Genomic DNA, 25,424 nt, shown 5'->3' on the forward strand with positions numbered 1-25,424 from the left:
GACACCCGCGTGAGCGGGATCAGCCCGCGGACGCATGGGTCACCGACCGATCACTGACCCGAGACCCGGACCAACCGCAGCGTCGCCGCCGCAGCGTCGTCACCGACCATCCGCGACGTCGAGCCACCGTCGCCGTACTTCGCGCGGTAGGCATCGTCGACCGCGTCCCGCAGCTCGGTCGTCCCGGCTCCGATGTCCTCGATCCGCACACCGACCTCGACACCGGGAACGCGGACCCGAGCACGCTCACCACGTACCGCGTCGCCGAACCAGCCGGTTTCGCGGCGGTACCAGGTACGGACGTAGACCTCGCTGTCGGCACATACGGCCCAGATCGGCGTCCACGGCCGCACGCTGTCGTCGGCGCGAGGAACGGCGATCTCGAGCTCGCGCGCGGCATCGATGGCCGCCAACTCCTCCGGTGTCCAGGACATCGACGATCACCCTCCTCGCGGCTTCAGCTGCAGTACTTGGTCAACAGTTCCCGCGGGAGGTGGCATGCGCTGTCGGGCACGCGCGCGAGCCGATCCTGGTGCTCGTCGGCGCTGCGCACGTAGTTGCCCAATGGCAGCACCTCGACCGCGATGCGATCGGCGTCGTCTCGCGCGCCGATGAACGCCCGCGCCTGGTCGAGATGAGACGGATCGTCGGAGTACACACCGGTGCGGTACTTCTCGCCCACATCCGGCCCTTGCCGGTTCACGCTGTACGGGTCGATGATCTCGAAGAGATAGGCCATCAACTGCTCGACGCCGACGACTGTCGGATCGAACCGGGTGCGAACGCATTCCGCATACCCGTCGTAGTCTCCGTCGAGCGACCGGCTGTTGCCGTTGACCCGCCCGGCCTCGGTGAACGTGACCCCCGGCAATGTCGTGACGAATGCCTGGACGCCCCAGAGGCAGCCGCCTGCGAGATAGATCTCGTCGGTCTCGCACTGTTCATCCATATGTCCACGGTACGGCCCGGCAGTCATCGCCGATCAGACGTCGAACCGGACTCCGCACCACTGCGCGGTCGAACGACTCGTTTTGCCGTGCTACGCGCTCACGGTTGGCAATCGGATCAGGGTCCGCCACTGCCTGATCCTCCCGGACGAAGTCGCCTGATCCCCGAACAAGAGTCAATCCATCCCGCGTTTGCCCGGCGTCCAGAACGGTTTGGTGACGATGCTGCGACGGTTCCAACCTCGGTCGCGCACGAGGAAAGCACGCACCATCTGGATCGTTCGGGCTTCGCCCGCGAGATAGGCGGCACCACCGTCGGGATCAGGGAGGTCGAGGGCTGCGATCGCGTCGACCATGTCGGTGCTCGATGCCGCCGAGCGACCGTCGCGGTTCACACGCGTCAATTCCCTCGGCAGTTCGATGTGGTCGCCAACGGTGTTCGCCTGATGGACGCCGACGACCGGCACCTCCGGGTCGATCTCGCGCAGCAACGATCCGAATCCAGGTGCCGCCGTCTCCTCGCCGGCGAACAGGTACCAGGTGGCGTCGGGCCGGCGCTTCAATCCGCGAGTGTCGCGGAAGAATGCGGCGTAATCGCCTGTCTTCACCGTGTTCAGCCACTGCAGGCCCGGCCCGTCCGGCGACTTCCGGTCGTAGACGATGACGTCGAGCCAACCTTGCACCGGGTCGCTGTCCCAGATGCTGAAACACCGCAATGTCACGATCGATGACATCCGCATACGGATGTGGTCCCCGGGGTTCCATTCGTAGCCGACGAGTTTCGGTCCCTCCATCCGGATGCGCGTGGATGTCGGCGCGAGGTGGTCGATGTGGGTGACCCGGCCGCCGCTGAGCAGCATTCGCCCGAGATCGAATCGCGCGCCGGTGTCAGTGGTGGCCATGAGCGTCTCCTCCGAAGTTAGGGTCACCTAATGTTACGGTGTACCAAATGCGCATGGCGGACCATCAGTACCCCGAAACTGCCACCCGTCTCGGTGCCTCACCGATCCTGAGCATCGCGCACGGGGCGGTTGCGCCGGCGATGAAATTGCCGGCCGCACACTCCCATCCTGAGCCGTTGCTCATGGGCACGGCGACGGCGACGGTCACCGTCACAGCCGGCGACCGGGACTGGCTGGTGCCTCCTGGCTACGGCCTGTGGATCCCGGGCAACGTCGAGCATTCGGGCGAGATCCTGCGGCGGGGTGAGGGTTTCACGCTCGTTTTCGCAGCCGACCGCTCCCCGATCGACTGGCCAGAGCCGACCGGTGTGATCGTCGGCCCGCTCCTGCGTGAGCTCATCGATCATCTACAGCGAATCGAACACAACGATCCGACGAGGCCGGCCGCGGAGAGCCTGCTGTTCGCGCTACTCCGACCGGCATCGTCACATGACCTGCGTCTCATCATGCCGACCGATCCACGAATACGGCCCATCGCCGAACAACTCGTCGCCGACCCGGCCGACGACCGCGGCGTCGACGCGTGGGCCGCCGAAGTCCACGTCGGCGCACGCACCCTGTCCCGGTTGTTCGCCGCCGAGACGGGCCTGCCCTTTGCTCGATGGCGCACCTACGCGCGCGTCCATGCAGCCATCGGCCTACTCGTCGGCGGCGACCCTGTCGGCGCCGTCGCCCGCGCGGTCGGCTACCGCAAGACCAGTGCGTTCATCGCCGCATTCAGCCGGGTGACCGGCCACACGCCTGGCACCTACCGGGACGCGAATCGACCGGAATCGAATCAGACGTTGAACCGGAACTCCACCACGTCCCCGTCAGCCATGACGTAGTCCTTGCCCTCCATGCGCACCTTGCCCGCGGCCTTGGCCGCAGCCATCGTGCCCGCGGAGTCGAGGTCACCGAACGAGACGATCTCGGCCTTGATGAAGCCTTTCTCGAAGTCGGTGTGGATCACGCCGGCCGCCTTGGGGGCGGTGTCGCCCTGGTGGATGGTCCAGGCGCGGGACTCCTTGGGCCCTGCAGTCAGGTAGGTCTGCAGACCCAGAGTGTGGAACCCGGCCCGCGCGAGAGACCGCAGCCCCGGCTCGGTCTGGCCGATCGAGTCGAGCAATTCTTGCGCGTCCTCTTCCTCGAGTTCGAGGAGTTCGCTCTCCACCTTGGCGTCGAGGAAGACGGCATCGGCGGGGGCGATCGCGGCACGCAGCTCGTCCTTGCGAGCCTCGTCGGTCAACACCGACTCATCGGCGTTGAACACGTAGAGAAACGGCTTGGCGGTCATCAGGTGCAGCTCGCGCACGGCACCGAGGTCGAACGAATCCTTCTGCGAGAACAGGGTCTTGCCCTCGTTGAGGATCTCCTGCGCCTTCTGCGTTGCGGCGACCGTTTCGGCGAGATCTTTGTTCTTGCGCGCGTCCTTCTCCAGCCGCGGCAGCGCCTTCTCGATGGTCTGGAGGTCGGCCAGGATCAGCTCGGTCTCGATGACCCCGATGTCGGAGAAGGGATCGACCCGACCATCGACGTGCACCACGTCGTCGTCGGCGAACACGCGCACGACCTGACAGATGGCGTCGGCCTCGCGGATGTTGGCGAGGAACTGGTTGCCCATCCCCTCGCCTTCGGACGCACCCTTCACGATGCCGGCGATGTCCACGAAGGAGACCGTCGCGGGCAGGATGCGCTCACTGGAGAAGATCTCCGCGAGTCGATCGAGGCGCGGATCGGGCAGCTCGACCACGCCGACGTTGGGCTCGATGGTGGCGAACGGGTAGTTCGCGGCCAGCACGTCGTTCCGGGTCAGGGCATTGAACAGGGTGGACTTGCCGACATTCGGCAGTCCGACGATTCCGAGGGTGAGACTCACGACCGCCCAGTCTATCGGTCGGTGTCGCCGCCCTCGTCGGCCTTCCCCGGTACGTCGCCTGAGGCGCCCGCAGGCGCATCAGTCGCGTCACCGGCAGGCTCGTCAGGGTCGTCGACGACGACCGTGGCCACCACCTCGTTCGACGAGGCACCAGCGGGGCGGGTACCCGCGTCCGACGCGCCCCCGGACGGCGACTTGTCGGGAACCCCGACCTGCTCGGAGACCTCGGTACCCGCCGGCGGCAATCGTTCGCCTGCGCGCTCGGCGATCTGCTCGTTCAGGTACCGCAACATCACGGTGAGAGCGGACGCCGCGGGTACCGCCAGGAAAGCGCCGGTGATCCCGAACAAAGTGCCGCCCAACGTCACCGCGAGCAGCACGATCACCGCGTGCAGTTCCATCGCCTTCGACTGCAACCACGGCTGCAGCACGTTGCCCTCCAACTGCTGCACCGCGAGAATTATGCCGAGCACGATGAGCGCCGTGGTCAGACCGTTGGACACCAGGGCGATCAACACGGCGAGCGCACCGGCGACGAACGCGCCGACGATGGGGATGAAACCGCCGAGGAAGGTGATCACCATCAGGACGCCGGCAAGCGGCACCTGCAGGATGAACAGCCCGGCGCCGATCAGCGCCGCATCGACGAAGCTCACGATCGCCTGAGTGCGGATGAACCCGCCGAGCGCATTCCACATGCGCTGCAGGACCTCGCTGACGTGTGCGCCCGACGGATGCCCGACGGTCCGGTTCAGCCACGGGACGAACTTCGGCCCGTCCTTGAGGAAGAAGAACACCAGCACCACGGTCATGAACAGGGTGATCAGCATGGACGTCGCGGTCCCGACTCCGCTGAACACACCGGCCGCGATGGTCGATGCACTCGACTGCAAGCGCCCGGTGATGGTCTCCACGATGTTGTCGAGCTGGTCGTCCTTGACGTTCAGCGGCGGACCCTGAATCCAGTCCTGCAACCTCCGGACACCGTCCGTCGCCCGTGCCGCGAGTTCTGGCGCCTGGTCGACGATCGAGGGGACGATCAGCGCGATGACACCGGCGAGCACGCCGATGCCGACGAGCATCATCACCAGAGATGCTGCCGCGGCAGGAACCCCACGGTTACGCATCCACCGCACCGGCGGCCAGAGCACCGTGCACACGATGACGGCGAAGAGCACCGGCAGCAGGACGACCCAGAGCTTGCCGAGCACCCAGAACAGCACCCACAGGGCGGCCGCGACCAGGACGACCTGTAGACCGACCACCGAACTCGACCGCAACCCGGCCAGGAACACCTGGGCGCGACTGGGATAGGTACGTGCCGACACGGACGATTCGACGGTGCCCTCCGCGGGCTTGCCGCCCAACGCTTCTGTCACATCACGATCTTCACACATCCGACATCGTGAAGCTCGAATCCGATGCGAAGTGCCGCCGCGCCTCCGTGCGGACGGGCGAGTTCAGCGTCGGCGAAGCTTCCGCTCGAGGTAGCGCGCTAGTTCGTTGATCGCCTCGAGCTCGATCATCATGGGCGACACCGGGTCGGCGGCACGCGGGCCGCATCCCGCGGGCTGGTGCGCTGGGGCTGCTCCGCCCGTCGGTGTCAGAGGTCCGGCTCCGGGAAGTGCATCCGTAGGTGCCGACTCGGCGGCGTTCCGGGCGCCGTCGGCGCAGGCGTCTCGGATGGTCTCCGGACCGTAGAGACCCATCATGATCTCCAGACCCCAGGCCGGGAACTCGTGCAGGGCGGCTTCGCGGTTCCGACCTCGTCGTCGGTCACCCACCGGTGTGCTCATGGCCTCATGGTGCCACCGAGTGTTATCTACGTCACTCGAATCGCCCGATCAGCGGGACAGACGGTGATGTCCGATACCCGCCAGAATTTGTCGGCGAGGCCTGTCATCGTGGAGCCATGAGTATCGCAGCAGACGCCGACCGGGCGCTCGACTTCGACTGGTGCTACCGCGCGGTCAAGGCCCGCGACACCCGTTTCGACGGCCAGTTCATCGTTGCGGTGCACACCACCGGGATCTATTGCCGACCGTCCTGCCCGGCCCAGACACCCCGAGCGGAGAACGTGCACTTCGTCTTGACGGCCGCGACCGCGCAGGCCGAGGGCTTCCGTGCCTGTCGACGCTGCCTGCCCGATGCCGTGCCCGGCTCTCCGCGGTGGAATGCGGGCGCCGACCTCTCGTCCCGCGCGATGCGACTGATCGGGGACGGAGTCGTCGAGCGTGACGGCGTCGACGGACTCGCCGAACATCTCGGGTACTCGGCGCGGCACCTGACCCGCGTCCTCACCGCCGAGCTGGGGGCCGGTCCGCTGGCCCTGGCGCGCGCTCATCGGGCAACCAACGCGCGGACTCTCATCCAGTGCACCTCGATGCCGATGACCGACATCGCGTTCGCCGCCGGGTTCTCGAGCGTGCGACAGTTCAACGACACCATCCGCGACGTGTTCGCCTTGACACCCACCCGACTGCGGGCGTTGCGGCCCAAGGGCTCGACGGCGACGCCGCCGGGTGCCCCGGGCACTCCGCTCACCCTGCGTCTCGCACACCGCAAGCCGTTGCATTCGCGGTGGTTGCACTGGTTCCTGTCGGCGCATCAGGTCGACGGACTCGAAGAGGTGACGATCGACGACGAGACCGGCTGGCGCTCCCGTCGCGTGCTCGACCTCCCCCACGGTCCGGCGCTGGTCACGGCGACACCGGCCGACGGGCACCTGCAGGTGGAGTTCGCCCATCTCGACATGCGGGACCTCGGCGTGGCGGTGAACCGTATCCGCCGGCTGTTCGACCTGGACGCCGACACCGCGGCCGCCGACGAGGCACTCGCGACCGATCCCGCACTCGGACCGCTCGTCGCCGCTGCACCCGGTCTGCGAGTTCCGGGCAGCGTCGACCCCGCCGAGACCTTGATCCGGACGATGATCGGTCAGCAGATCAGCGTCAAGGCCGCTCGACACCACGTGAACCGGTTGATCACCGAACTCGGTGCACCGATCGACTGGGCCGACGATCCGGGCTGGCGCAGGTTCCCCACCCCGGCTGTCATCGCCGAACACGGGGCCTCGGTACTCACCGGCCCTCGACGCCGGATCGAGTCGATCGTCGGCGCCGCCGGCAGACTCGCCGACGGTCGGTTGGAACTGCATCCGGGTCTGGCTGCGTCAGATATGCGTGCCACCTTGATGGAACAGCCCGGGATCGGCGCGTGGACGGCGGATTACGTCGCCATGCGGGTCACGGGGGACCCCGACATCCTGCTCGACCGAGACCTGGTCATCCGGCAGTCCGCGGATGCCCTCGGAATCGACCTCGACCACGACACACGCCGGTGGGCGCCATGGCGCTCCTACGCATCGATGTACCTGTGGCACCACCGCCTGTCCGCCGCGGACCCGATCCTGCAGCCGTCGGGGACCGTGCGGGCAGCAGACCAGACCACGAGCGATGCACCGATGACGCCCGAGGACGCGACCGTCGTGGCCGCCCTCGATCCGGATGCCCGGATCGTATGAGCCACACTGCCGCTCGCTTCACGACCCCAAACCGTCCACCTGAACCGAGGAGCACCCCGATGTCCGTGACCGACCTGGTCCCGCCCACCGAACAACCGCGCGGCACCACCCCGCAGCCGCCCACCGAGCGCCGCGGATCACGTTCCGCCGCATCACCCACCACCGTCGCGCGATGGTCGACCGTCAGCACCCCCAGCGGACCGTTCACCGCGGTGGTCGACGAGGACTCGGTGGTCCTCGCCTCGGGTTGGACCGACGATCCCGACTACCTCGTCGCCCTGGTCCACCCGACCCTTCGTCCCGGATCGCTCGAGCAGATCGCCTCGCTGGGCGAGATCACCGACGCCGTGATCGCCTACTACGACGGTGATCTCACCGCGATCGACGATGTGGCCGTACGTCAGCAGTCGGGCGATTTCCTGGTCCACGCCTGGGATGTCCTCCGCACGGTGCCCGCCGGCGAGCCGGTCAGTTACACACAGTTCGCCGAGCGGGCCGGCCGTCCCGCTGCGGTTCGCGGGGCCGCGTCGGCGTGCGCACGCAACGCCGCCGCCCTGTTCGTGCCCTGCCACCGGGTGTTGCGCGGCGACGGCGGCCTCGGCGGGTTCCGGTACGGACTCGAGGTGAAGCGGCACCTCCTGGCCCACGAATCACCCCAGGTCGACTCCCCCGACCGAGGATTCGCCGACTGAGGGGTTTCGCCGGACTGTCGGACCCGCCGGGCACCATCGCATGTATGAACGCAGCAATGGTCGGCGGGCTGGCACTCGCGCTGATCGCGGGGATCGCAATCGGCTGGCTGGCGCACACCGCTCGCAATGCCGGCGAGCTGGCGGCCGCTCGCGGTGAAGCCGACGCGATGAGGGCGTCCCACGACCTCGCCGCCCGCTCACTCGCGGCAGTCGGTGAAGATGTCGCCCGGCGGCAGTCGTCGGTGATCGGTGCACATGTGTCGACCATCGTCGATCCGCTTCGAAACGGGTTGTCACAGCTGGGCGAAGAACTGCGCCGAGTCGAGCATCACCGGGTCAGCGCCTACGCGGGCCTGGCCGAGCAGGTCCGCGGGATGCAGGTCGCATCGAGTCAACTCAACGAACAGACCCGACAACTGACCAACGCCCTGCACACCCCGCACGTCCGAGGTCGATGGGGCGAGCTGCAACTCGAACGGGTCGTCGAGCTCGCCGGCATGACCAGGCATTGTGATTTCAGCACCCAGGTGTCGGCACGGGCCGGATCCTCATCGGGCAGCGAGCGCGGCGGTGTCCGGCCGGATCTGGTGGTCCATCTCGCCGGTGGCCGCGACATCGTGGTCGATGCCAAAGTGCCTCTGCACGCCTACCTCGCCGCGATCTCGGCGACCGATCCCGAGGTCGAGACCGCGCGACTCCGCGAACACGCCAAGGCGATGCGCGCGCACGTCCACCGACTGTCCGCCAAGGACTACCCCGCCGCTTTCGACAACACGCCGGAACTCGTCGTCCTTTTCGTGCCCAGCGATCCGGTGCTCGAGGCGGCGTCGCGGATGGACGGCGACCTGCTCGAGTTCGCATTCGCCAACGACATCGTCCTCGCCACACCGTCGACGCTGATGGCCCTCCTGCGGACCGTCGCATTGGGCTGGCGACACGATGCGATGGCCCGCGACGCCGCGGTGATTCACGAGCTGGGCACAGAACTCCACCACCGCCTCGGCACCGTCCTCGGGCACGTCGACCGGCTCGGTGGCTCGCTTCGCCGCACTGTCGAGGCCTACAACTCGACAGTCGGCGCGGTCGACGCACGTCTGGGCGTGACCGCACGCAAACTCGCCGACCTCGAGGCCCTCGGCGACCTCTCCGACGTGTCACGGCCGACCCTCGTCGACGATGTCGTCCGACATGCGACGCCGCCCGCGGACCCACCTGCCGAGTCACCCCCCGTGACGGAACAGCGCAACATGAACGGCCGGTTCGCCGAGATCGGCGATCCACCCGGTACCGTCTAGATGTGCCCTTTGCCCTCCGTACCCGTTCCGCGGTACCTCCCAACGAGCAGTCGGTTCTCCCGACGCTGCGTGGTCTGCCCTGGTGGGGAGCGGTGTTGCTGGCGACGATCGTCACCGCTGTCGGTGCCGCCGTCGACGCGAACAACAGCAATGGCCTCGGTGCCATCTACAAGTTCTGCTATCTGGTGGGCTGTGTGGCGGCCGCATTGTTGGTCCGCCGACGCGCGTTGTTCACCGCAGCCGCCCAACCGCCGCTCATCGCATTCCTCGTCGGCATCATCACGCTCTACGGCCTCAACGCCGATCAGGCGTCGTCCGGGATCAAGAGCCTCATCTTCAAGGTGCTGCTCCCCATCGCCGACGGTTTTCCCTGGATGGCCGTGACCTTCATCGTCACGCTGCTCCTCGTCCTCGGTCGCTGGTACCTCACCCGACAGCCGGGCGAGAAGTTCAGCCTGCGCTATCCGAAGCCGCGGCCGGACAACGAGGCGTCGGGCAGACGAGCGTCGGGTGAACGGACGCCGGGTAAGCGGCGATCCGCGACCACGCCCTCGCACTCGCGCGGCACCAAGGCGGCGAAGCGGGACGATGATCCGAACGATGGCGATCCTCAGTCGGCGCCGCGCCGCCGGCGAGCAGATCCCTCCGATGCGCCGCGCCGCCGCCGCACCGATGCCGGCGACGCCGGTCGTGACACGACGAGCCGCGGCGATGCACCTCGGACCCGACGCGCACGCACCGAACGACCCGCCGGCGAGGCGGGATCGGCGACCCCGCCTCCGACACGTCGGCGCACCGCAGGTGACGTGCGCAGGGCCGCAGGTGACTCGGCCTCCGGTACCGGTGGCACATCGAGCGGACCGAGTTCGTCTCGTCAGGCACGGCCCCGACCGGACTCGACGATCGCCTCCACGACGGCATCGGCCGAACGCGGTAGCGCCCCCGCACCGGCTGCGTCCGGCTCCACCGGAACGCAGTCGACGAGGTCCCGCAACCGCGCGTGAGCCGACCGGCCCGGACTCGATCAGCCTGGTGCCACCACAGATCGGCCGACGAGATCGGCGTCGCGCAACCATGTGCCGAGCTCACGGGCGGCGGCGTCGACGAACGTCGGCCATTCCATGGCTGCTTCGTCGGCACTGTCGCTGACCACCTTCACCAGGCGGCAGGGCACCCCGAATTCGGCGCTCACGTGGGCGATGGCGCAGCCTTCCATGTCGACGAGATCTGCGCGCCGGGCGAGTTCGTCACGTCGGATCGGATCGGCGACGAAGGTGTCCCCCGATGCCAGAACTGTGCCGTCACCATCGGGCAGCGTCCAGCTGTCGACCACCGGGTATCCCATGGCGGTGAGTTCAGCGCTGCTGATGTCGTGCTCGATCACCGTGGACGGCACGAACAGCCCGCTGTGGTGTGCGTGCAGGGCGCCGGCCGTACCGATGTTGACGACGAGATCGACCGGCGGCCCGTCGGACAACGCACGTGTGAGTGCGATGGCCGTGGAGACCTTGCCGATCCCGGTGATCAGCAGGCGGGTTCCGTCGGGGACGTGCTTCGCCTCCGAGCGGGTGGCGGACACGACGAGGACGGACTGATCGTTGCTCACAGATGTCGATTATCCAGCCGCGCGCAGCGTCTCGCGCGCGGCCTGCCCCAGGGCCTTCCCATACGACGGCCCGTGACCGGCCGCGTGCACCGCAAGCGGGTGCAACTGATGCAGCGGCACCCGATCCTGCCATCCCGCACGAAGTGGGGTCTCGGCGTCATAGGAGTCGATGATCGTGCCGAGGAGCGGACACCCGAACAGTGCGAGCATGGCGAGGTCGGTCTCGCGGTGTCCACCGTGCGCCGCCGGGTCGATCAGCACGACACCGGCCGGCGTCCAGAGCACGTTCCCAGTCCACAGGTCGCCGTGCAGCCGTGCCGGCGGCTCGTCGTCATCGAAGGCTCCGCCGGCGATCACGACGCACGCATCACGGACCGCGGACTCGTCGACAGCGGTGAGATTGCCGGCCCGACATGCGGGTTCCAGATACGGCTCCACGCGCTCGGCGGCATAGAACTCCCCCCAACGAGAATGAGTTCGACTGCTCAGGGCGCGTTCGCCGATGAACTGCCTGCCGGTGTGCCCCTCGGGCGCCGAACCGAACCGGTCCGCACCGGCGACGTGCATCCGGGCCAGCTCACGACCGAACCGGCTCGCGGCATCATCTGTCGGCGCAGCCGATTCCAGTCGGTCGAGTTCGATGTGGTGCGCACCGACCGTACGCACCCCAACCACCGGTCCCCCACCCGCCGCGAGCCAGCGAAGGCCGGCCGCCTCTGCAGCGAAGAAGTCGGGGTCGACGTCGCTGCGGTCCTTGCGGAAGGTCGAGACCGCCATCACCGCCTGGACGCGGCGTCGACCTCGGCGGTGGCCGCACTGACCCGGGCCAGTCGGCTGAACCGGTCGTTGGCCACCCGCATCGCGATCTCGTACGGCAGGGCGAACTTTCGTGCCCACCAGTAACCGAATCGGATGTCGAAGGACGTGTAGACGAGGAAGCGGTTCTTGCGGACTCCGGTGAGGATCGCCGACGCGGCCTTCTCGGGAGCGATGGCCGCCTTCTCGAAATGCCCGACGGCCGCTTTGATCCGGGGATTGTCACGGTCGACGCCGGCGATCTCGACGGTGCCGACGAGCGGCGTCTTGACAGCGCCCGGGCACACCAACGAGACGCCGATCTTGTGCTGGCGCAGATCGAATCGCAGTACCTCGGAGACCCCCCGGATTCCGAACTTGCTCGCACTGTAGGCGGCGTGCCACGGCAACGCGAGCAGACCGGCAGCCGACGACACGTTCACCAGGTGGCCGCCGGTCCCGCGACGGACCATCTGCGGCACAAAGGATTCGATGATGTGGATCGGACCCATCAGGTTGACGTCCACCATCTGCCGCCAATGCCGGTGCTCGAGGTTCTCGACCGTCCCCCACGCCGACACGCCGGCGATGTTCATCACCACGTCCATCACACCGACCTCGGCGTCGACCTCCCGCGCGAACGCGGCGACCCACTCGTAATCGGAGACATCACCGGCTCGGTGGTAGAGGACGTCGCCTCCCGCCGCGGCGATCTCGCCGACCGCCGCCTCCAACGGATCGGCGTGCAGGTCGGTGAGCACCAGACGCGCGCCGTTGCGAGCGGCGGCCAACGCGGTGGCCTTGCCGATACCGCTCGCGGCACCGGTGATCAGCACCACCCGCCCCCGCAGCGACGGCACCGGTGTGTCCATGACGATCAGATCTCGCAGCCCCATGAGGCCAACCCTAGACGTCGGGCGCCCACTCGATGGTCACCTTGCCGCCTACGAGTGCGGTCAGCCGATCGGCAGCTTGCCGCCGAACAGCCCGTAGATCACCTGGAGCATCGCCTTGAGGATCTGCGCCGAGACATCCTGTCCCTGGCTGCTCAGCAGAGCCAAGATCACCTTCGGATCCTTCGAGTCGATCAGCTGCTGCACGAACGGGAGCACGGTCGCGAGACCGTCGTCTGCAGTGCTGTCGTCGGTTCCGGGGGTCGATGTCCCGGGCTGGCTCGCGGTGCCGGGTGTGGTCGACGACGGCGGCGTGGTCCCGGAGGCGACCGGCCCCCGGACGTAGCCGAGGATGCCCTGCGTGACGGCCATCGCGTACTTGAGCTGACCGTCCTTCTTGCTCAACGCATCAGCCTCGCCTGGGTTGGAGAGATTGCCCAGTTCGAGGAACACGGCGGGGACCTTGGTCAGGTTGACCGCTGCGATGTCCGATCGCGTCTGGATGCCGTTGTTGACGCCGGCATAGTTCGCCGACGGGAAGCCCGCCTTGACGAAAGCGTCCCGCATCGTCTCGGATGCCTTGCGGCCCTCGCTCGACTGCACACGGCTGACCGTGGCGTCCGGCACCGGGAGCTTGGGCACGATCAGGTGGAAGCCCTTCTTGGCGTTGTCGGCGCCGCGTGTCGTCGAGTCGGCGTGCAGACTGACCGCCACCGCAGCACCGGACCTGCTCGCCGCAGCGGCACGCTGGTCGACGCAGCCACCCCAGCCGCGATCGTCGGGCCGGCTCAGCACGACGCGCGCCCCTTGACTCTCGAGGCCCGCCTTGACCAGCTGGGTGATCTCCCAGTTGACCGTGTGCTCTTGTGCGCCGTTGACGCCGGTCGCCCCTGTGGTCTGGCAGTCCTTCTTGCCGCCCCGACCATCGGGTACCTGCGCATCGAGCCGATGACCGGCCGCGCTGGCCTGATGGCCGGGATCGAGGAAGACGGTCTTGCCCGCCAACGCCGTGCCCGCGGGCGCGGGAGCAGGGGCCGGCGCAGCCGTCGCGGGCGCACCGACGGCGAGGGCGGAGCCGGCGACCACGGCGAGGGCGGTGAGCATGCCGGCGGACCGGACTCGAAGAGGTCGTTTCTGGTTCATAGCTGTCGGGCAGACGCGCGTTCCCCTACGCATCCGCCACGCTCCTTCCATCGCGCAACTCTGGCCACATTAGTCACAGTGGCCTCAAGTGAAACACCCGTCGGCGACTTTGGGAAGTTCGCGAACTGGGACGACGCAATCGTTAGCCAGCCGTGACGTCGCGTTCAGCCCGCGTCGGGCAGGTGGCGCGTGATGCTGAGGATTCCGTGCTCGTCCGTTGTGTCGGTCCTGCGAACCGCCTCCGACAGTCGCCGACGCACGTCGTCGGCATCGAGTCCGGTGCCGATGACCACTAGCGCGGTGGACGGCTGCTCCCCGCGCCACGGACCACGGTCGACGCGCACGAATCCGCCGACGGCGTGGACCACGTAGCGCTGCCGATGCCCCGGTAGGTCGAACGAGACCACCCCCTTGATCCGGTAGCTGCCGACCGGGGGGCGTTCGAGGACGGCGGCGAGTGCTCGCGGGTCCATCGGCTCGGCGCTGGTGAACTCGACAGACGTGTACGCGGCGTGGAGGTGGCCGGAGTGGTCACCCTCGCTGTCGGCGCCGTCTCCGGCCGAGTGGTCGTGCGCGATCTCTTCGACGAGTTCGTCGAGCGTCAGTTGCCGCGGACCGACGTCGTCGGGGATGACGCGTTCCACGGGATCGAACAGCACAGCGGGATCGAGCGCGCCGTCGATCGTGACGACCCGCGGCGCGGTCGGGTTGACCGACCGCACCAAGTCGCCGACACGCTCCAGCTCCGGCGGCTCGACCAGATCGGCCTTGTTGACGACGATGAGGTCAGCGACCGAGACGTGGTGGTCGATCTCGGGATGGCGATCTCGGACCATCGAGACCGATACGGCGTCGACGACGTAGACGAGTCCGCCGTATCGGATCCGAGCGTCGGCGATCGCGGTGACCATCCGGATCAACGTCCGCGGCTCCGCGATCCCGCTCGCCTCGATCACGACGGCGTCGATTCCGGCGCGGGGACGCGTCAGTCGGAGCAGCGTGTCTTCGAGCCCGTCCGCGTCCACGGAACAACATATGCAACCGTTACCCAAGTTGACGGTTCCGTCCGCCTGACCCGCGATCAACAAAGCGTCTATGTTGATTGCTCCGAAATCATTGATTAAAACTCCGATGCGCATTCTTGAAGTACGCAGCAGATGATTGAGCAAGGTGGTCTTTCCGGAACCGAGGAATCCCGCGAGCACGATCACCGGAACCCCCGACGGCGTCATCTCGGGTCACTCACTGCCGACGCGAACGGCGTGTCCGGATGTTCCCTTTCGAGTCCTTTGAGACAACCGTCACAGATGACCGCGAGCTCGCGACCGAGTTCGTCCGGGTAATTCGCGACGAGGTTGGTCGCCCGACCACATTCCGAGCAGCGGCCGACGAGCTCGGTGTGGTCGGAGAAGTCCACCGACATACGTTTGTCGAACACGTACATCGACCCCGACCACAAGCCGTCGTCGCCGTACTCCGCGCCGTAGGCGGCGATACCGCCGTCGAGTTGATACACCTCACCGAAGCCCCTCGAGCGCATCAGCGCGCTGAGCACCTCGCACCGCACACCGCCCGTGCAGTAGGTGACCACCGGGCGCCCCTTCAGATGGTCCAACGCCCCGCTGTCGAGGATGGGCACGAAATCACGCGTGGTCGCGGCGCCCGTCGTCACCGCTCCGGCGAAGTGACCGATCTGAGCCTCCACCTGGTTGCGACCGTCCAGGAAGACGACGTCGTCACCGCGTTCCGTGACGAGTTCGTGCAGTTCGCGCGGGCTGAGTCGGGTTCCGGTGCCGACCACTCCGTCAGCGTCCACGGTCACCTCGTCCGGGACACCGAAGGTGACCACCTCCGCCCGGGTGCGCACCGACAGCCGGGGGAAGTCGTCGCCAGTGCCGGTCGACCAGGTCGGGGTCAGCTTCGCGAACGCCGGATACGACCTCGTCGTGGTGACGTACCGTTTCACCGGACCCAACTCACCGCCGACGGTGACGTTGATGCCGTGCCCCGACACGATGATGCGCCCGCGGAGTCCCAGTGCGTCGCACACCGCGTACTGCCAGAGGCGGATGGCCTCGGGGTCGGGCAGCGGGGCGAACACGTAGAACGAGACGATCTTGGGGGTCGACACAGTGCAAGCGTACGGACCACGGCGGCGCGGTTCGGCATGGCTGTTGACCGCCGTCGCCCTGCTGGTACCGGCCTTCTCGGCCCTGGCGGGCTGTTCACTCGCGAACGACCCGAAACCGTCACAGATCGTGTTGCCCCCCACCGACGACGTATCGACCGAGACCGCGGTGCCGACGACCTCGGAGGCGAGCGAGCCGACGGACGACAACACTGTCTCGCTGCCGTCCTGGTCCATCGGTCGGGTGATCGCCAGCGCACCGCGGGAGGACAACTCCCTGTTCCGTCGTGGTGCCACCGCACCCGATTCGCCGCCCCAGGATTCCTCGGGATTCCACTTCTCCACACCGGATCGCCGGACGTCGTGTTCGACCGGCACAAACGGCACCTCCTCGCTCGTGTGCCGGATGGATCGCGATGTCGCACGCCCGATTCCGCGCCCGTCGCTCGAGCCCTCGTCGTGCCGTTGGTCGAGCACGCTGGTCGTCCTCGACTCTGACGGACCCGAGCGCGGGGCCTGCGCGAATCGCTCCCCCGTCCTCTACCGCAGCGCCATCGTCGAGTACGGGAACACGATCACCGTCTCCCGCTTCTCATGCCTGAGCGAGTCGGTGGGGCTGTACTGCATCGAGTCCGGATCCCGTTCCGGATTCGCCATTACCCCGACCGGTTATCGGGTGATCGATGCCGAGGACCGCGCTCCGACGTCACTGCTGGGCGGCGCGACCGGCGATTCCACAGATGATCCGATGAACCGCAGCGATGAACCTTCCGACACGGATTCGGATTCAGTTCCCACTTCATGACCTGCAGCATTCTTTGCGGATTTCACATACCTCTAGGAATGGTGCACCTTCTCAGTCATTCCTTAATTGGATGTGTATATGATGTCCTCGACAGGGGGGGTCAGACATCTCGTGCGCGAACGGTCGCGCGAGTCCGCTCTGAGGTCAGAACAGGGAGTACACCATGGCACGAAAAGAAATCGTTCAGGTCATCGACGACATCGACGGCAAAGTCCTCGACGAATTCGAGACCGTCAAGTGGAGCCTGGACGGCAAGACATACGAGTTCGACACGTCCTCGAAGCACGCCCAGCAGTTCCGCGACTCGCTGTCCAAGTACGTGGAGGTCTCCCGGGCAACATCGCGCTCGCCCAAGCGCGTGACCGTGACCAACGGCGCCGGACGCAGCAAGGACCAGACCCAGGCCATCCGCCAGTGGGCCCAGAAGAACGGCCACGACGTCAGTGACCGCGGCCGCATCCCGCGCGCCGTGATCGAGGCCTTCGAAGAGGCGCACTGACCTCACAGCGGCGACACCCGCGGGGGGCCTGTCACGACCACATACGCCGACAGGGCCCGGATCCATTCGGATCCGGGCCCTGTCGGCGTATGTGCAGCCGTGTGCGTCCTGTCCCCTCAGCCGGCCAGCGGCACTCGGCCTTCGCCCCGCACGTCGGCAGGCAGGTCGTCGGTCGGATGGCCGAGTCCGAGGTGCTCGCGCAGCGTCCTGCCCCGGTACTCGCGTCGGAACAGTCCGCGACGCTGCAACTCCGGCACCACCTGATCGACGAAGTCGTTGAAGGTACCGGGTGACTGCGCGGTCGAGACGATGAACCCGTCCGCCTCTCCCCCGGTGAACGACTCCTCGATCTGGTCGGCCACATCGGATGCGGTGCCCACGAACTGAGGCAGCAGAACCCCCTCGGCGTAGAGCCGGCCGATGTCGCGCAACGTCAGCTCGTCCCGCTCGCTGAGGCGCCGGGCGACGTCGAAGAGCCCCTGCGTGCCCGACACCTGCACGTCTTCCAACGGCGCGTCCAGGTCGTACCCGGAGAAGTCGTGGTCGGTGTGCACCGACAACGTGATCAATCCCGACACCGGGTCGGCGAGTTCGTTGTGGAAGGCCTGCTTCTCGCGTGCAATGGACTCTGTCTCGCCGATGAAGGGGATGAAGGAGGGGAAGATCTTCACGTGGTCGGGATTGCGCCCGTGGTTGTCGGCGCGTGACTTCACGTCGTCGTAGTAGGCGCGCCGTCCCTCCGGTGTCGGATCGATCTCGAAGATCGCCTCGGCCCATCGAGCCGCGAAATCCTTTCCGCGGCTCGAGGACCCGGCCTGGATCAGAACCGGTCGATGCTGGGGCGAACGCGGCTGGTTGAGCGGGCCGCGGGTCCGGTAGTACTCACCCTCGTGGTCGACGGCACGGACCTTCGTCGGGTCGGCCCAGACTCCGGTTCCCTTGTCCGCGACGACCGCGTCCTCGTCCCAGCTCGACCACAGTTTGACTGCTGTCTGCACGAATTCCTCGGCGCGGGCGTACCGTTCGTCGTGGGCGACGTGTTGATCGAACCCGAAGTTCTGCGCCTCGGCCTGTGACAGCGAGGTCACGATGTTCCAGGCGATTCGTCCACGGGTCAGATGGTCGAGCGAACCGAACAGGCGCGCCACCTCATAGGGGTGGAAATAGGTCGCGGACTTGGTGACCGCGACGCCCAGATGGGTGGTCACGGCCGCGATGCTCGCCGCAACCAGACTCGGATCGATGGTGGCGGCCGCCTGCGTCCCCCGACGCAGCGGCTCGGTCTGGTCGGCACCGAATCGGATCGGCGCGGCGAGCAGATCGGCGAAGAAGGCGAAGTCGAAGAGTCCGCGCTCCAGGATGCGGCCGACACGGTGGTAATAGTCCGGGCCGAAATAGTCGGTCTCCGATCCAGGGTGCCGCCAGGCGGCGTGCGAGTGGGTCACCGGTGATGCGATCAGGAATCCGCCGAGATGAAGTTCACGGGTCATGGAGAGTACGTCCTCACTGTCGGGTGAGGGCGAGTCAACCGGGAGGCGTTCGCAGCGAACAGGCTTCGACTCCTGATGATCGGAAGCCCAGCGCCGAGGCGGGACGCCGCGGTGCACGACCGCGGCGGTCAGAGCAACCAGACGAGCAGGCCGATGATCACAGCCCAGAGCACCACCGAGATCGCGAGGCCGATGAGGATCCCGCGAAGCGCCCGGGAACCCTCGGCCCGGTCACGGTCGGTGCGCCGCTGAGCAGTCAACCTCATGATGGCTGGGAGTTTAGATGATCCTCCAGCTCGAAGGGCTGCGGTGACGAAACCGCTTGCGCCGGTCCCGGTACCGACGACGACTCGTCGGCCCGATCACCCTGGCACGGCCGGTGCGGTTCGGATCACTTCCGCTCGAGGACCACGACGGGGATCTCCCGGGACGTCTTGGCCTGGTAGTCGTCATAGTCCGGCCAGACCTCGACCATCCGGGCCCACGCCTCCGGCTTCTCGTCGGGGGTCGCGACCCGCGCTCGCGCCGAAAAGCGATCCCCCTTGATCTGCACCTCGACGTCGGGATCGGATTCGAGGTTCAGGAACCAGGCCGGCGGCTGATCGGTGCCGCCCTTGGATGCGACGACCAGATAGGCGTTGTCGCCCCAGTCGCGGTAGATGAGCGCGTGCCGGCGCTCGGTGCCCGACTTCCGGCCCTTCGTGAACAGGATCAGGATGTGGGTCCCGTTCCACTCGTACCCTTCCGCACCGTCGGTCTCCAGGTAACGCTCGACGTGCGGATCTCCGTGCAATTCGTCTGCTGCTGCCACGGGATCCAGAGTGCCAGCCGAGGTCGATCGTGTCCCGCGACCCGCGTCGTCGGACGCCGTCGATAGTTCACCCTTTTATGAATTCAGAAATCGATGTACTATTTCGCTCCATGGAGACGGTCCTGGTCACCCAACGAGATGCCCTCACGCGCTTCGGTTACGCACTGTCCGACTCGACCCGGACGCAGGTTCTGCTGTGTTTACGTACCGGGGCGGCCTACCCATCCGACCTCGCCGACACCATCGGCGTTTCCCGTCAGACGTTGTCCAACCACCTCGCCTGCCTGCGCGGCTGCGGCTTGGTGAGCGCCATCGCCGAGGGCCGGCGAACCCGTTACGAGCTCGCCGACCCCACCATCGGCACCGTGCTCGATGACATGTTGGGACTGGTACTCGCGATCGACCCGGCCTGTTGCGCCGATTCCGACGACCGCGGCTGCTGCTGATGTCCGCCGACCTCGGGCTCCCCTCGCCCCGAGGTGTCCCCCGCGTCGACGACACCCGCCGCCGGACATTGCAGCGCCGAATCCGCTGGTTCGTGACGGGGACCATCACCTACAACGTCATCGAGGCCGTTGTCGCGATCTCCGAGGGAGCACGCGTCTCGTCGGGAGCCCTCATCGGCTTCGGACTCGACTCCGTGATCGAGGTGTCCTCGGCCGCAGCAGTGGCCTGGCAGTTCGCCGGCCGAGACCCTGAACGCCGGGAGAAGGTCGCGCTGCGCATCATCGCGGTCTCGTTCCTCGCACTGGCCGTGTACGTGAGCGTCGACTCGGTGCGTTCGCTGACCGGTATCGGCGATCCGGCGCGCCACTCGACGATCGGGATCATGCTGGCCGCCGTCAGCCTCGCGATCATGCCTGCCCTGTCCTGGGCCGAACGTCGAGCGGGACGCGAACTCGGCTCGCGGTCGGCGGTCGCCGACTCGAAGCAGACCTTGCTGTGCACCTATTTGTCGGCGATTCTGCTCGTCGGATTGGTGGTCAACTGGTTGGTGGGCTGGTCCTGGGCCGATCCCGTTGCGGCACTGGTGATCGCGGCGGTCGCCGCACGAGAAGGAGTCGCCGCGTGGCGCGGCGACGTGTGTTGCGCACCGATCGACGGTGCACCAGCAGGATGCTGCGAGTCCGTCGGTGGCGCATCATAGGGTGAGCATGCGGAGGCTGAGAGAGGCCGCCGATGCACGAGGTCTTCCCGACCCAATGTCCCAACGGTCACGAACTCGGCCCCAACCGCATCCTGGTCGGTTGGGACAACACACACCTACCCCATCCGTGTCGGCTCTACGTGTGCCGCGCGTGTGATGCGAGGATGCACGACGAGTCGATCAGCCGTCCCCCTCGGGACCCGGGGATCGGTTGAGCCACATCAGGGTTCGGCTGGTCGAGCGTGTCACCTGCCGCGATCAGAGATACTCCACCACGGAGTATGCGAGCAACGCGACCGCCACCACCACGAGGAGGACCGAGGCGACTCTCGCGATTCGCGCCGGTCCGACGCGGGCGATGACCGGCCGCAGCAAATACGCCAGGAGCACCCACCAGATAATCCCGATCACCACGTCGACCACCGTGAGGACGAGCATCTGCGGCCAGACGGCCGAGCCGGTGTCGACGAATTGTGGTGCCACGGCGACGAAGAAGACGATCACCTTCGGGTTGGTCAGGTTGGTGACGAATGCCTGTCGCCATCCCGTCGGACCGACCTCCGCGTCGGCACCACGACGTCGGAGTCCGCTGATGCCGAGATATCCGATGTAGATAGCACCGGCGACCTGGATGGCCAGCAACGCCCATGGCGCCGCCGCGACCACTGCGGAGACGCCGACGGTCGCCAGCAGCCCGTGCACCAACAGGCCCGCCTGCGTGCCCAGACCGGTGATCGCGCCGTGTCGCGCCGACATCGTCGCACCGCGCACCACGATGAGCCAGTCGGGGCCGGGCACCAGGTAGGCGACGAGTGCGACCCCCACGAAGCCCGCGAGCAGGGTGAACTGCACCAGGGCTCAGAGCCTTTCGGTCACCAGCTGCGGATGCGCTGCGGATGGATGCGGATCAGCGTCGAGTACGTGTCGCGGAACTCGTCCGGCGACTGTGAGATGGCGACGAATCCGTCGGTGTACTTGGCGGTGAACTCCGATCACTCGGCCGGATTCGGCCCGTCGGGGTCGATGCGTGCGCGGGCGGTCAGCACGGCGACGTCACCGCCCGACGAACTCGAGTTCAGGTTCAGAGCCACGCGATCGTTCTCACCTATGTTGCGCAGCTTCGGTGTGTCGGGCCGGCTGAACACGAGCACCTCGTCGTCTGACCACAGGAACCAGACCGGGGTCGGCACCGGCCTGCCGTCGGTGTCGACGGTGGTCAACCAGATGACCTGCTCGTCGGCTACGCGCTCTGCTACACGGGGAGAGATCTCGATGGACGACATGCGGCGTACAACGCGTTCCGCACGCGACCGATTCCGTGTTCGCCGGAGCTGACTAGAGTCGAGGCGACCGACCATCGATCGAACGCGAGGACATGGTGAGCAACAAGCGCTCGTCCACGGGGGCGTCGCCCTCCAAGTACCAGACCCGGACGACCTCGTCGAGGTCCACCTACGTGCTGGCCGGCGTGGCCATCATCGCCGTCGCGGCCCTGGTGATCGGTGGCGTGATCTGGAACAGCAATCGCGACAAGGGCGGGGTCGACGAAGCCGTGCTCTCGCAGAACGCCGCGCTGATCATCGGCGATGCCGCGGCCCCTCGGACGATCGACGTGTTCGAGGACTTCAGCTGCCCGGTCTGCAAGGAGTTCGAGCAGCAGTCGGGTCAGGCGATCGGACAGGCGATCACCGACGGCAAGCTGCGCATTCGCTATCACATGCTGAATTTCCTGGACAAGCGTTCGGCCTCCGGCGACTACTCGTCCCGCGCAGCGGGAGCGGCACAGTGTGTCGGCGAGGCGGGCGACAAGGACGTCTTCCTCAAGTTCCACAGCGCACTGTTCGCCGCGCAGCCCGAGGAGGGCGGCGACACCGACCTGTCGAATACCGACCTCGCCCGCATCGCCGGCGAGCAGGGTGCGAACGCCGCCACCCAGAAGTGCATCACCGATGGCGCATCGCTCGAGACCGCCAAGAATGCGGCCGACGAGTCGGAGAACCAGTTGTCCAAGGCGACCGGCGGCCAGGTCGGCACCCCCACCGTCCTGTCGGCCGGCGCACCGGTGAACGGCATCCTCGACGGCACCGGCTGGCTGGACAAGCTGCTGGCGCAGAAGGACGGCAGCTAGTCACTCAGAGCTCGGCGACCTGGCCGTTCTCCACCCGCCAGGCGCGGTTCGTGCGGACCTTCGCGAGCATGCGCCGGTCGTGGGTGACCAGCAGCAGGACTCCGTCGTACGACTCCAAGGCCGATTCGAGTTGCTCGATGGCGGGGAGATCCAGGTGGTTGGTCGGCTCGTCGAGGACGAGCACATTGGTTCCGCGGGCCTGCAGCAGCGCCAACGCGGCTCTGGTCCGCTCACCGGGCGAGAGTTCGCCGACCGGACGGCCGACGTGGTCGGCCCGCAACCCGAATTTCGCGAGGAGCGTGCGCACCTCGGCCGAGGTGAAGTCGGGAACGAGTTCTCCGAACCGGTCGGCGAGTTCGGCCGATCCCACGAACTGTCCGCGTGCCTGATCGATCTCACCGATCGCCACAGTGGCTCCGAGGTGCGCGGTCCCGGCATCAGGCGTGATCCGCCCCAACAACAATGCGAGGAGCGTCGACTTCCCGGCTCCGTTCGCTCCGGTGATGCCGATGCGATCGCCCGCGTCCACCTGTAACGACAGCGGGCCGAGGGTGAACTCGCCGTGGTGCACGACCGCGTCGTTGAGGGTCGCCACCACCGAACTCGACCGCGGCGCAGTGCCGATGGTGAACTCGAGAACCCACTCTTTCCGCGGTTCGACGACCTCGTCGAGTCGGGCGATCCGACTCTCCATCTGACGGACCTTCTGAGCTTGCTTCTCGCTCGACTCGGTCGCCGCGCGGCGACGGATCTTGTCGTTGTCGGGAGCCTTGCGCATGGCGTTGCGGACGCCCTGGCTCGACCACTCACGTTGCGTCCGTGCGCGAGCGACGAGATCGGCCTTCTTGTCGGCGAACTCCTCGTACTCCTCGCGCCGATGCCGTCGGGCGATCTCACGCTCTTCGAGGTAGCTCTCGTAGCCGCCGCCGAACACGGTGTTGGTGTGCTGCGCCAGATCGAGTTCGACCACGCGGGTCACGCTACGCGCCAAGAATTCTCGATCATGGCTGACCAACACCACCCCGCCGCGCATCCCGCGCACCAGATTCTCGAGCCGAGTCAGACCGTCGAGATCGAGATCGTTGGTCGGCTCGTCGAGCAGGACGATGTCGAACCGCGAACACAGGAGCGCGGCCAGGCCGACACGTGCAGCCTGCCCCCCGGACAGCGTGGTCATCAACGCCGACTCCGGCGCGACGGTCCCGACATCCAGGCCGAGGTCGGCCAGCACCCCGGGCAGCCGATCGTCGAGATCTGCGGCGCCGGTGGCCATCCAATGATCGAGCGCCGCGGCGTAGAGGTCGGCCGGATCGTCGGCGCCCGGTCGGGGCTGCGGATCGGCGAGGGCGTCTGCGGCGGCGTCCATCGCCGCGGTCGCTGCGGCGCACCCGGTCCGACGGGCGACGTACTGTCCGACGGTTTCGCCGGGGACCCGCTCGTGTTCCTGCGGCAGCCAGCCGACAAAGGCGTCTGCCGGCGATCGACTGACCGTGCCCTCCAGCGAGGCCAGCTCACCCGCGAGGATCCGCAGCAATGTCGACTTCCCGGCGCCGTTGGCTCCGACGACTCCGACGACGTCACCGGGAGCGACGGTGAGATCGAGATGGTCGAAGAGAACGCGGTGCGCGTACCCGCCGGCGACGTCCTTGGCGACGAGAGTGGCGGTCATGCGATCATCCTCGCACGCTGGGCTGACGCTCTGTGCCGACCGTCGGGTCAGCCGTAGCTCACCACCAGCGGCGCATGGTCGGACAGCCGTTGATCCGGCGACGGCTCCTTGTCCACGACCACTGCCGACGCGAGGCGGGCGAGGCCGGGGGTCGCCAGTTGGTGATCCACCCGCCACCCGACGTCCTTGACGAATGACTGTCCCGCCCAACTCCACCAGGTGAGAGGTCCAGGGGCTTCGCCGTGTGTCTGCCGCACCACGTCCACCAGTCGGCGACTGCCCAGTATCGAGTCGAACCACTCGCGGTCTTCCGGCAGGAACCCGTCCATGGTCCGTGCGGCGCGCCAATTGGTCACGTCGTACTGCGTGTGTGCGATGTTCAGATCTCCGGCGAGGAGGAACTCCCGTCCTGCGCGTCGTGCAGCGAGACGGCTCCGGTCGAGCTCACGCGCGAATCCGGTGAGGAATCGCCGCTTGCGGTCGTACTTCGCTCCGCCGTCGGGCTGTTCGCGCATCGATCCTGGACGCTGCCGATCCGCCGGCAGTCCGCCTTTCGGGAGGTACAGACTCGCCACCGTCACCGGACGGTCGGCCAGATCGACCTCGATATAGCGTCCAGCCGCGGCGAACTCGGCGAGTCCACGTGCCCTCGGCGGGTGACTCACCCATGAACGCACCGCTGCCGCAGGCGTTCTCGTCAACACGGCCACCCCGTTGCGCCCGGCGACCGATCCGACGTCGGCCGCCACCGAATAGCCGGGGAACTCCCCTAGTTCGGATGCCGGACACCGCAGTTCTTGCAGCGCGATCACGTCGGCCGCCCGCGTCTGCAGCCATTGGTCGAAGCCTCGGCGACGCGCGGCCCGGATGCCGTTCACGTTGAAGGAGGCAACGGTAAAGGCGGACACGGTGAAGGTGGGGTCGGTCGGCGCATCCATGTCCACGATGGTGCCGTACGGGTGTCCGTCGATCCGTAGCCCGCCCCTCGTGCGCGTGGGTCGGTCACCTGGCCGAGATGTCCGCGTCGCAGCGA

Annotated in this window: 28 protein-coding genes; 9 read left to right on the forward strand and 19 right to left on the reverse strand. The window is 67.3% G+C overall.

Annotated features, from left to right (window positions below; genetic code table 11):
- Positions 1-50: 50 nt before the first annotated feature.
- The 3 genes from GS4_RS01540 to GS4_RS01550 all read right to left on the reverse strand — a co-directional run bounded on the left by GS4_RS01540 (position 51) and on the right by GS4_RS01550 (position 1,849).
- Positions 51-434 carry a DUF2255 family protein gene (locus GS4_RS01540; RefSeq protein ID WP_007616788.1) on the reverse strand — a complete coding sequence of 128 codons (384 nt, stop codon included), beginning with the start codon at positions 432-434 and terminating at the stop codon, positions 51-53.
- A gap of 23 nt (positions 435-457) precedes the next feature.
- A complete protein-coding gene (locus GS4_RS01545) occupies positions 458-949 on the reverse strand; it encodes a peptide-methionine (S)-S-oxide reductase (protein WP_040508981.1) in 492 nt (163 codons plus the stop codon).
- Positions 950-1,123: 174 nt separating this feature from the next.
- On the reverse strand, positions 1,124-1,849 hold the full coding sequence (locus tag GS4_RS01550; RefSeq protein ID WP_007616791.1) for a siderophore-interacting protein: 726 nt from the start codon (positions 1,847-1,849) through the stop codon (positions 1,124-1,126).
- Between the two features lie 53 nt (positions 1,850-1,902).
- Here GS4_RS01550 and GS4_RS01555 point away from each other — a divergent pair, with 53 nt between their 5' ends.
- Positions 1,903-2,736, forward strand: a complete 834-nt coding sequence (locus GS4_RS01555; protein ID WP_245555529.1) for a helix-turn-helix domain-containing protein — start codon at positions 1,903-1,905, stop codon at positions 2,734-2,736.
- Here GS4_RS01555 and ychF read toward each other — a convergent pair.
- From ychF to GS4_RS01570, 3 genes are all read right to left on the reverse strand, one after another.
- Positions 2,688-3,767, reverse strand: a complete 1,080-nt coding sequence (ychF, locus tag GS4_RS01560; protein WP_007616800.1) for a redox-regulated ATPase YchF — start codon at positions 3,765-3,767, stop codon at positions 2,688-2,690. The genes GS4_RS01555 and ychF overlap by 49 nt on opposite strands.
- 11 nt (positions 3,768-3,778) lie before the next feature.
- Positions 3,779-5,146 (reverse strand): AI-2E family transporter, encoded by a 1,368-nt coding sequence (locus tag GS4_RS01565; RefSeq protein WP_007616802.1) that lies wholly within the window; start codon positions 5,144-5,146, stop codon positions 3,779-3,781.
- An 81-nt stretch (positions 5,147-5,227) separates the two neighbouring features.
- Positions 5,228-5,563, reverse strand: coding sequence for a hypothetical protein (locus tag GS4_RS01570; protein WP_007616805.1), 336 nt, complete (start codon positions 5,561-5,563; stop codon positions 5,228-5,230).
- Positions 5,564-5,679: 116 nt separating this feature from the next.
- Here GS4_RS01570 and GS4_RS01575 point away from each other — a divergent pair, with 116 nt between their 5' ends.
- From GS4_RS01575 to GS4_RS01590, 4 genes are read left to right on the forward strand one after another with little or no spacing between them, the layout of a single operon-like run.
- Positions 5,680-7,290 carry an AlkA N-terminal domain-containing protein gene (locus tag GS4_RS01575; protein WP_007616807.1) on the forward strand — a complete coding sequence of 537 codons (1,611 nt, stop codon included), beginning with the start codon at positions 5,680-5,682 and terminating at the stop codon, positions 7,288-7,290.
- Positions 7,291-7,349: 59 nt separating this feature from the next.
- The gene (locus GS4_RS01580; protein ID WP_007616809.1) at positions 7,350-7,982 is read left to right on the forward strand and encodes a methylated-DNA--[protein]-cysteine S-methyltransferase; all 633 of its coding nucleotides are present in this window, start codon (positions 7,350-7,352) and stop codon (positions 7,980-7,982) included.
- A gap of 44 nt (positions 7,983-8,026) precedes the next feature.
- Entirely contained in the window at positions 8,027-9,277 is a 1,251-nt protein-coding gene (locus GS4_RS01585) for a DNA recombination protein RmuC (protein ID WP_083862603.1), read from the forward strand.
- A 2-nt stretch (positions 9,278-9,279) separates the two neighbouring features.
- Positions 9,280-10,281 carry a DUF6542 domain-containing protein gene (locus tag GS4_RS01590; protein ID WP_007616812.1) on the forward strand — a complete coding sequence of 334 codons (1,002 nt, stop codon included), beginning with the start codon at positions 9,280-9,282 and terminating at the stop codon, positions 10,279-10,281.
- A gap of 20 nt (positions 10,282-10,301) precedes the next feature.
- Here the strand turns inward: GS4_RS01590 and GS4_RS01595 are convergent, their stop codons facing one another.
- From GS4_RS01595 to trhO, 6 genes are all read right to left on the reverse strand, one after another.
- Positions 10,302-10,883 (reverse strand): nucleosidase, encoded by a 582-nt coding sequence (locus GS4_RS01595; protein WP_007616814.1) that lies wholly within the window; start codon positions 10,881-10,883, stop codon positions 10,302-10,304.
- 9 nt (positions 10,884-10,892) lie between these two features.
- A complete protein-coding gene (locus GS4_RS01600; RefSeq protein ID WP_007616815.1) occupies positions 10,893-11,660 on the reverse strand; it encodes a fructosamine kinase family protein in 768 nt (255 codons plus the stop codon).
- Positions 11,660-12,574 carry an SDR family oxidoreductase gene (locus GS4_RS01605; protein WP_007616817.1) on the reverse strand — a complete coding sequence of 305 codons (915 nt, stop codon included), beginning with the start codon at positions 12,572-12,574 and terminating at the stop codon, positions 11,660-11,662. The genes GS4_RS01600 and GS4_RS01605 overlap by 1 nt, the downstream gene beginning before the upstream one ends.
- 60 nt (positions 12,575-12,634) lie before the next feature.
- On the reverse strand, positions 12,635-13,714 hold the full coding sequence (locus tag GS4_RS01610; protein ID WP_007616819.1) for an N-acetylmuramoyl-L-alanine amidase: 1,080 nt from the start codon (positions 13,712-13,714) through the stop codon (positions 12,635-12,637).
- Between the two features lie 164 nt (positions 13,715-13,878).
- Entirely contained in the window at positions 13,879-14,946 is a 1,068-nt protein-coding gene (locus GS4_RS01615; RefSeq protein ID WP_007616821.1) for a CobW family GTP-binding protein, read from the reverse strand.
- Positions 14,943-15,845 carry an oxygen-dependent tRNA uridine(34) hydroxylase TrhO gene (gene trhO / locus GS4_RS01620; protein ID WP_051989590.1) on the reverse strand — a complete coding sequence of 301 codons (903 nt, stop codon included), beginning with the start codon at positions 15,843-15,845 and terminating at the stop codon, positions 14,943-14,945. Before trhO ends, GS4_RS01615 begins: the two co-directional genes overlap by 4 nt.
- 965 nt (positions 15,846-16,810) lie before the next feature.
- Here trhO and GS4_RS01630 point away from each other — a divergent pair.
- Positions 16,811-17,146 (forward strand): histone-like nucleoid-structuring protein Lsr2, encoded by a 336-nt coding sequence (locus tag GS4_RS01630; protein WP_007616826.1) that lies wholly within the window; start codon positions 16,811-16,813, stop codon positions 17,144-17,146.
- Between the two features lie 116 nt (positions 17,147-17,262).
- Here the strand turns inward: GS4_RS01630 and GS4_RS01635 are convergent, their stop codons facing one another.
- The 3 genes from GS4_RS01635 to GS4_RS01640 all read right to left on the reverse strand — a co-directional run bounded on the left by GS4_RS01635 (position 17,263) and on the right by GS4_RS01640 (position 19,447).
- Positions 17,263-18,636 carry an LLM class flavin-dependent oxidoreductase gene (locus tag GS4_RS01635; RefSeq protein WP_007616828.1) on the reverse strand — a complete coding sequence of 458 codons (1,374 nt, stop codon included), beginning with the start codon at positions 18,634-18,636 and terminating at the stop codon, positions 17,263-17,265.
- A gap of 128 nt (positions 18,637-18,764) precedes the next feature.
- Entirely contained in the window at positions 18,765-18,902 is a 138-nt protein-coding gene (locus GS4_RS25485; RefSeq protein ID WP_157226446.1) for a hypothetical protein, read from the reverse strand.
- A 125-nt stretch (positions 18,903-19,027) separates the two neighbouring features.
- A complete protein-coding gene (locus GS4_RS01640; protein WP_040508992.1) occupies positions 19,028-19,447 on the reverse strand; it encodes a nitroreductase family deazaflavin-dependent oxidoreductase in 420 nt (139 codons plus the stop codon).
- Positions 19,448-19,557: 110 nt separating this feature from the next.
- On the opposite strand from GS4_RS01640, the gene GS4_RS01645 reads away from it, so the two are divergent.
- Positions 19,558-19,893, forward strand: a complete 336-nt coding sequence (locus GS4_RS01645; RefSeq protein ID WP_007616832.1) for an ArsR/SmtB family transcription factor — start codon at positions 19,558-19,560, stop codon at positions 19,891-19,893.
- Entirely contained in the window at positions 19,893-20,594 is a 702-nt protein-coding gene (locus GS4_RS01650) for a cation efflux transmembrane domain-containing protein (RefSeq protein ID WP_007616834.1), read from the forward strand. Before GS4_RS01645 ends, GS4_RS01650 begins: the two co-directional genes overlap by 1 nt.
- A 258-nt stretch (positions 20,595-20,852) precedes the next feature.
- Here GS4_RS01650 and GS4_RS01655 read toward each other — a convergent pair whose 3' ends face one another.
- Together GS4_RS01655 and GS4_RS01660 are read right to left on the reverse strand one after the other, a co-directional pair.
- A complete protein-coding gene (locus GS4_RS01655; protein WP_007616838.1) occupies positions 20,853-21,446 on the reverse strand; it encodes a LysE family translocator in 594 nt (197 codons plus the stop codon).
- Between the two features lie 140 nt (positions 21,447-21,586).
- Positions 21,587-21,877: a pyridoxamine 5'-phosphate oxidase family protein gene (locus GS4_RS01660; RefSeq protein WP_007616840.1), complete on the reverse strand. Its 291-nt coding sequence runs from the start codon at positions 21,875-21,877 to the stop codon at positions 21,587-21,589.
- 92 nt (positions 21,878-21,969) lie between these two features.
- Between GS4_RS01660 and GS4_RS01665 the strand changes: the two genes are divergently transcribed.
- Positions 21,970-22,722: a DsbA family protein gene (locus tag GS4_RS01665; RefSeq protein ID WP_007616842.1), complete on the forward strand. Its 753-nt coding sequence runs from the start codon at positions 21,970-21,972 to the stop codon at positions 22,720-22,722.
- Between the two features lie 4 nt (positions 22,723-22,726).
- Here GS4_RS01665 and GS4_RS01670 read toward each other — a convergent pair whose 3' ends face one another.
- Both GS4_RS01670 and GS4_RS01675 read right to left on the reverse strand, forming a co-directional pair.
- On the reverse strand, positions 22,727-24,391 hold the full coding sequence (locus tag GS4_RS01670; RefSeq protein WP_007616843.1) for an ABC-F family ATP-binding cassette domain-containing protein: 1,665 nt from the start codon (positions 24,389-24,391) through the stop codon (positions 22,727-22,729).
- 47 nt (positions 24,392-24,438) lie between these two features.
- The gene (locus GS4_RS01675) at positions 24,439-25,329 is read right to left on the reverse strand and encodes an exodeoxyribonuclease III (protein ID WP_040508995.1); all 891 of its coding nucleotides are present in this window, start codon (positions 25,327-25,329) and stop codon (positions 24,439-24,441) included.
- Positions 25,330-25,424 lie beyond the last annotated feature (95 nt).

Source organism: Gordonia soli NBRC 108243, assembly GCF_000334455.1.
Taxonomy (GTDB): Bacteria; Actinomycetota; Actinomycetes; order Mycobacteriales; family Mycobacteriaceae; genus Gordonia; species Gordonia soli.

Bases quoted from the DNA above. Each gene is read 5' to 3' on its own strand.
- GS4_RS01540 (WP_007616788.1), bottom strand. From the start codon at position 434: ATGTCCTGGACACCGGAGGAGTTGGCGGCCATCGATGCCGCGCGCGAG.
- GS4_RS01545 (WP_040508981.1), bottom strand. From the start codon at position 949: ATGGATGAACAGTGCGAGACCGACGAGATCTATCTCGCAGGCGGCTGC.
- GS4_RS01550 (WP_007616791.1), bottom strand. From the start codon at position 1,849: ATGGCCACCACTGACACCGGCGCGCGATTCGATCTCGGGCGAATGCTG.
- GS4_RS01555 (WP_245555529.1), top strand. From the start codon at position 1,903: ATGGCGGACCATCAGTACCCCGAAACTGCCACCCGTCTCGGTGCCTCA.
- GS4_RS01570 (WP_007616805.1), bottom strand. From the start codon at position 5,563: ATGAGCACACCGGTGGGTGACCGACGACGAGGTCGGAACCGCGAAGCC.
- GS4_RS01575 (WP_007616807.1), top strand. From the start codon at position 5,680: ATGAGTATCGCAGCAGACGCCGACCGGGCGCTCGACTTCGACTGGTGC.
- GS4_RS01580 (WP_007616809.1), top strand. From the start codon at position 7,350: ATGTCCGTGACCGACCTGGTCCCGCCCACCGAACAACCGCGCGGCACC.
- GS4_RS01585 (WP_083862603.1), top strand. From the start codon at position 8,027: ATGAACGCAGCAATGGTCGGCGGGCTGGCACTCGCGCTGATCGCGGGG.
- GS4_RS01600 (WP_007616815.1), bottom strand. From the start codon at position 11,660: ATGGCGGTCTCGACCTTCCGCAAGGACCGCAGCGACGTCGACCCCGAC.
- GS4_RS01605 (WP_007616817.1), bottom strand. From the start codon at position 12,574: ATGGGGCTGCGAGATCTGATCGTCATGGACACACCGGTGCCGTCGCTG.
- GS4_RS01610 (WP_007616819.1), bottom strand. From the start codon at position 13,714: ATGAACCAGAAACGACCTCTTCGAGTCCGGTCCGCCGGCATGCTCACC.
- GS4_RS01615 (WP_007616821.1), bottom strand. From the start codon at position 14,946: ATGACGCCGTCGGGGGTTCCGGTGATCGTGCTCGCGGGATTCCTCGGT.
- GS4_RS01630 (WP_007616826.1), top strand. From the start codon at position 16,811: ATGGCACGAAAAGAAATCGTTCAGGTCATCGACGACATCGACGGCAAA.
- GS4_RS01635 (WP_007616828.1), bottom strand. From the start codon at position 18,636: ATGACCCGTGAACTTCATCTCGGCGGATTCCTGATCGCATCACCGGTG.
- GS4_RS25485 (WP_157226446.1), bottom strand. From the start codon at position 18,902: ATGAGGTTGACTGCTCAGCGGCGCACCGACCGTGACCGGGCCGAGGGT.
- GS4_RS01645 (WP_007616832.1), top strand. From the start codon at position 19,558: ATGGAGACGGTCCTGGTCACCCAACGAGATGCCCTCACGCGCTTCGGT.
- GS4_RS01650 (WP_007616834.1), top strand. From the start codon at position 19,893: ATGTCCGCCGACCTCGGGCTCCCCTCGCCCCGAGGTGTCCCCCGCGTC.
- GS4_RS01660 (WP_007616840.1), bottom strand. From the start codon at position 21,877: ATGTCGTCCATCGAGATCTCTCCCCGTGTAGCAGAGCGCGTAGCCGAC.
- GS4_RS01665 (WP_007616842.1), top strand. From the start codon at position 21,970: ATGGTGAGCAACAAGCGCTCGTCCACGGGGGCGTCGCCCTCCAAGTAC.
- GS4_RS01670 (WP_007616843.1), bottom strand. From the start codon at position 24,391: ATGACCGCCACTCTCGTCGCCAAGGACGTCGCCGGCGGGTACGCGCAC.
- GS4_RS01675 (WP_040508995.1), bottom strand. From the start codon at position 25,329: ATGGATGCGCCGACCGACCCCACCTTCACCGTGTCCGCCTTTACCGTT.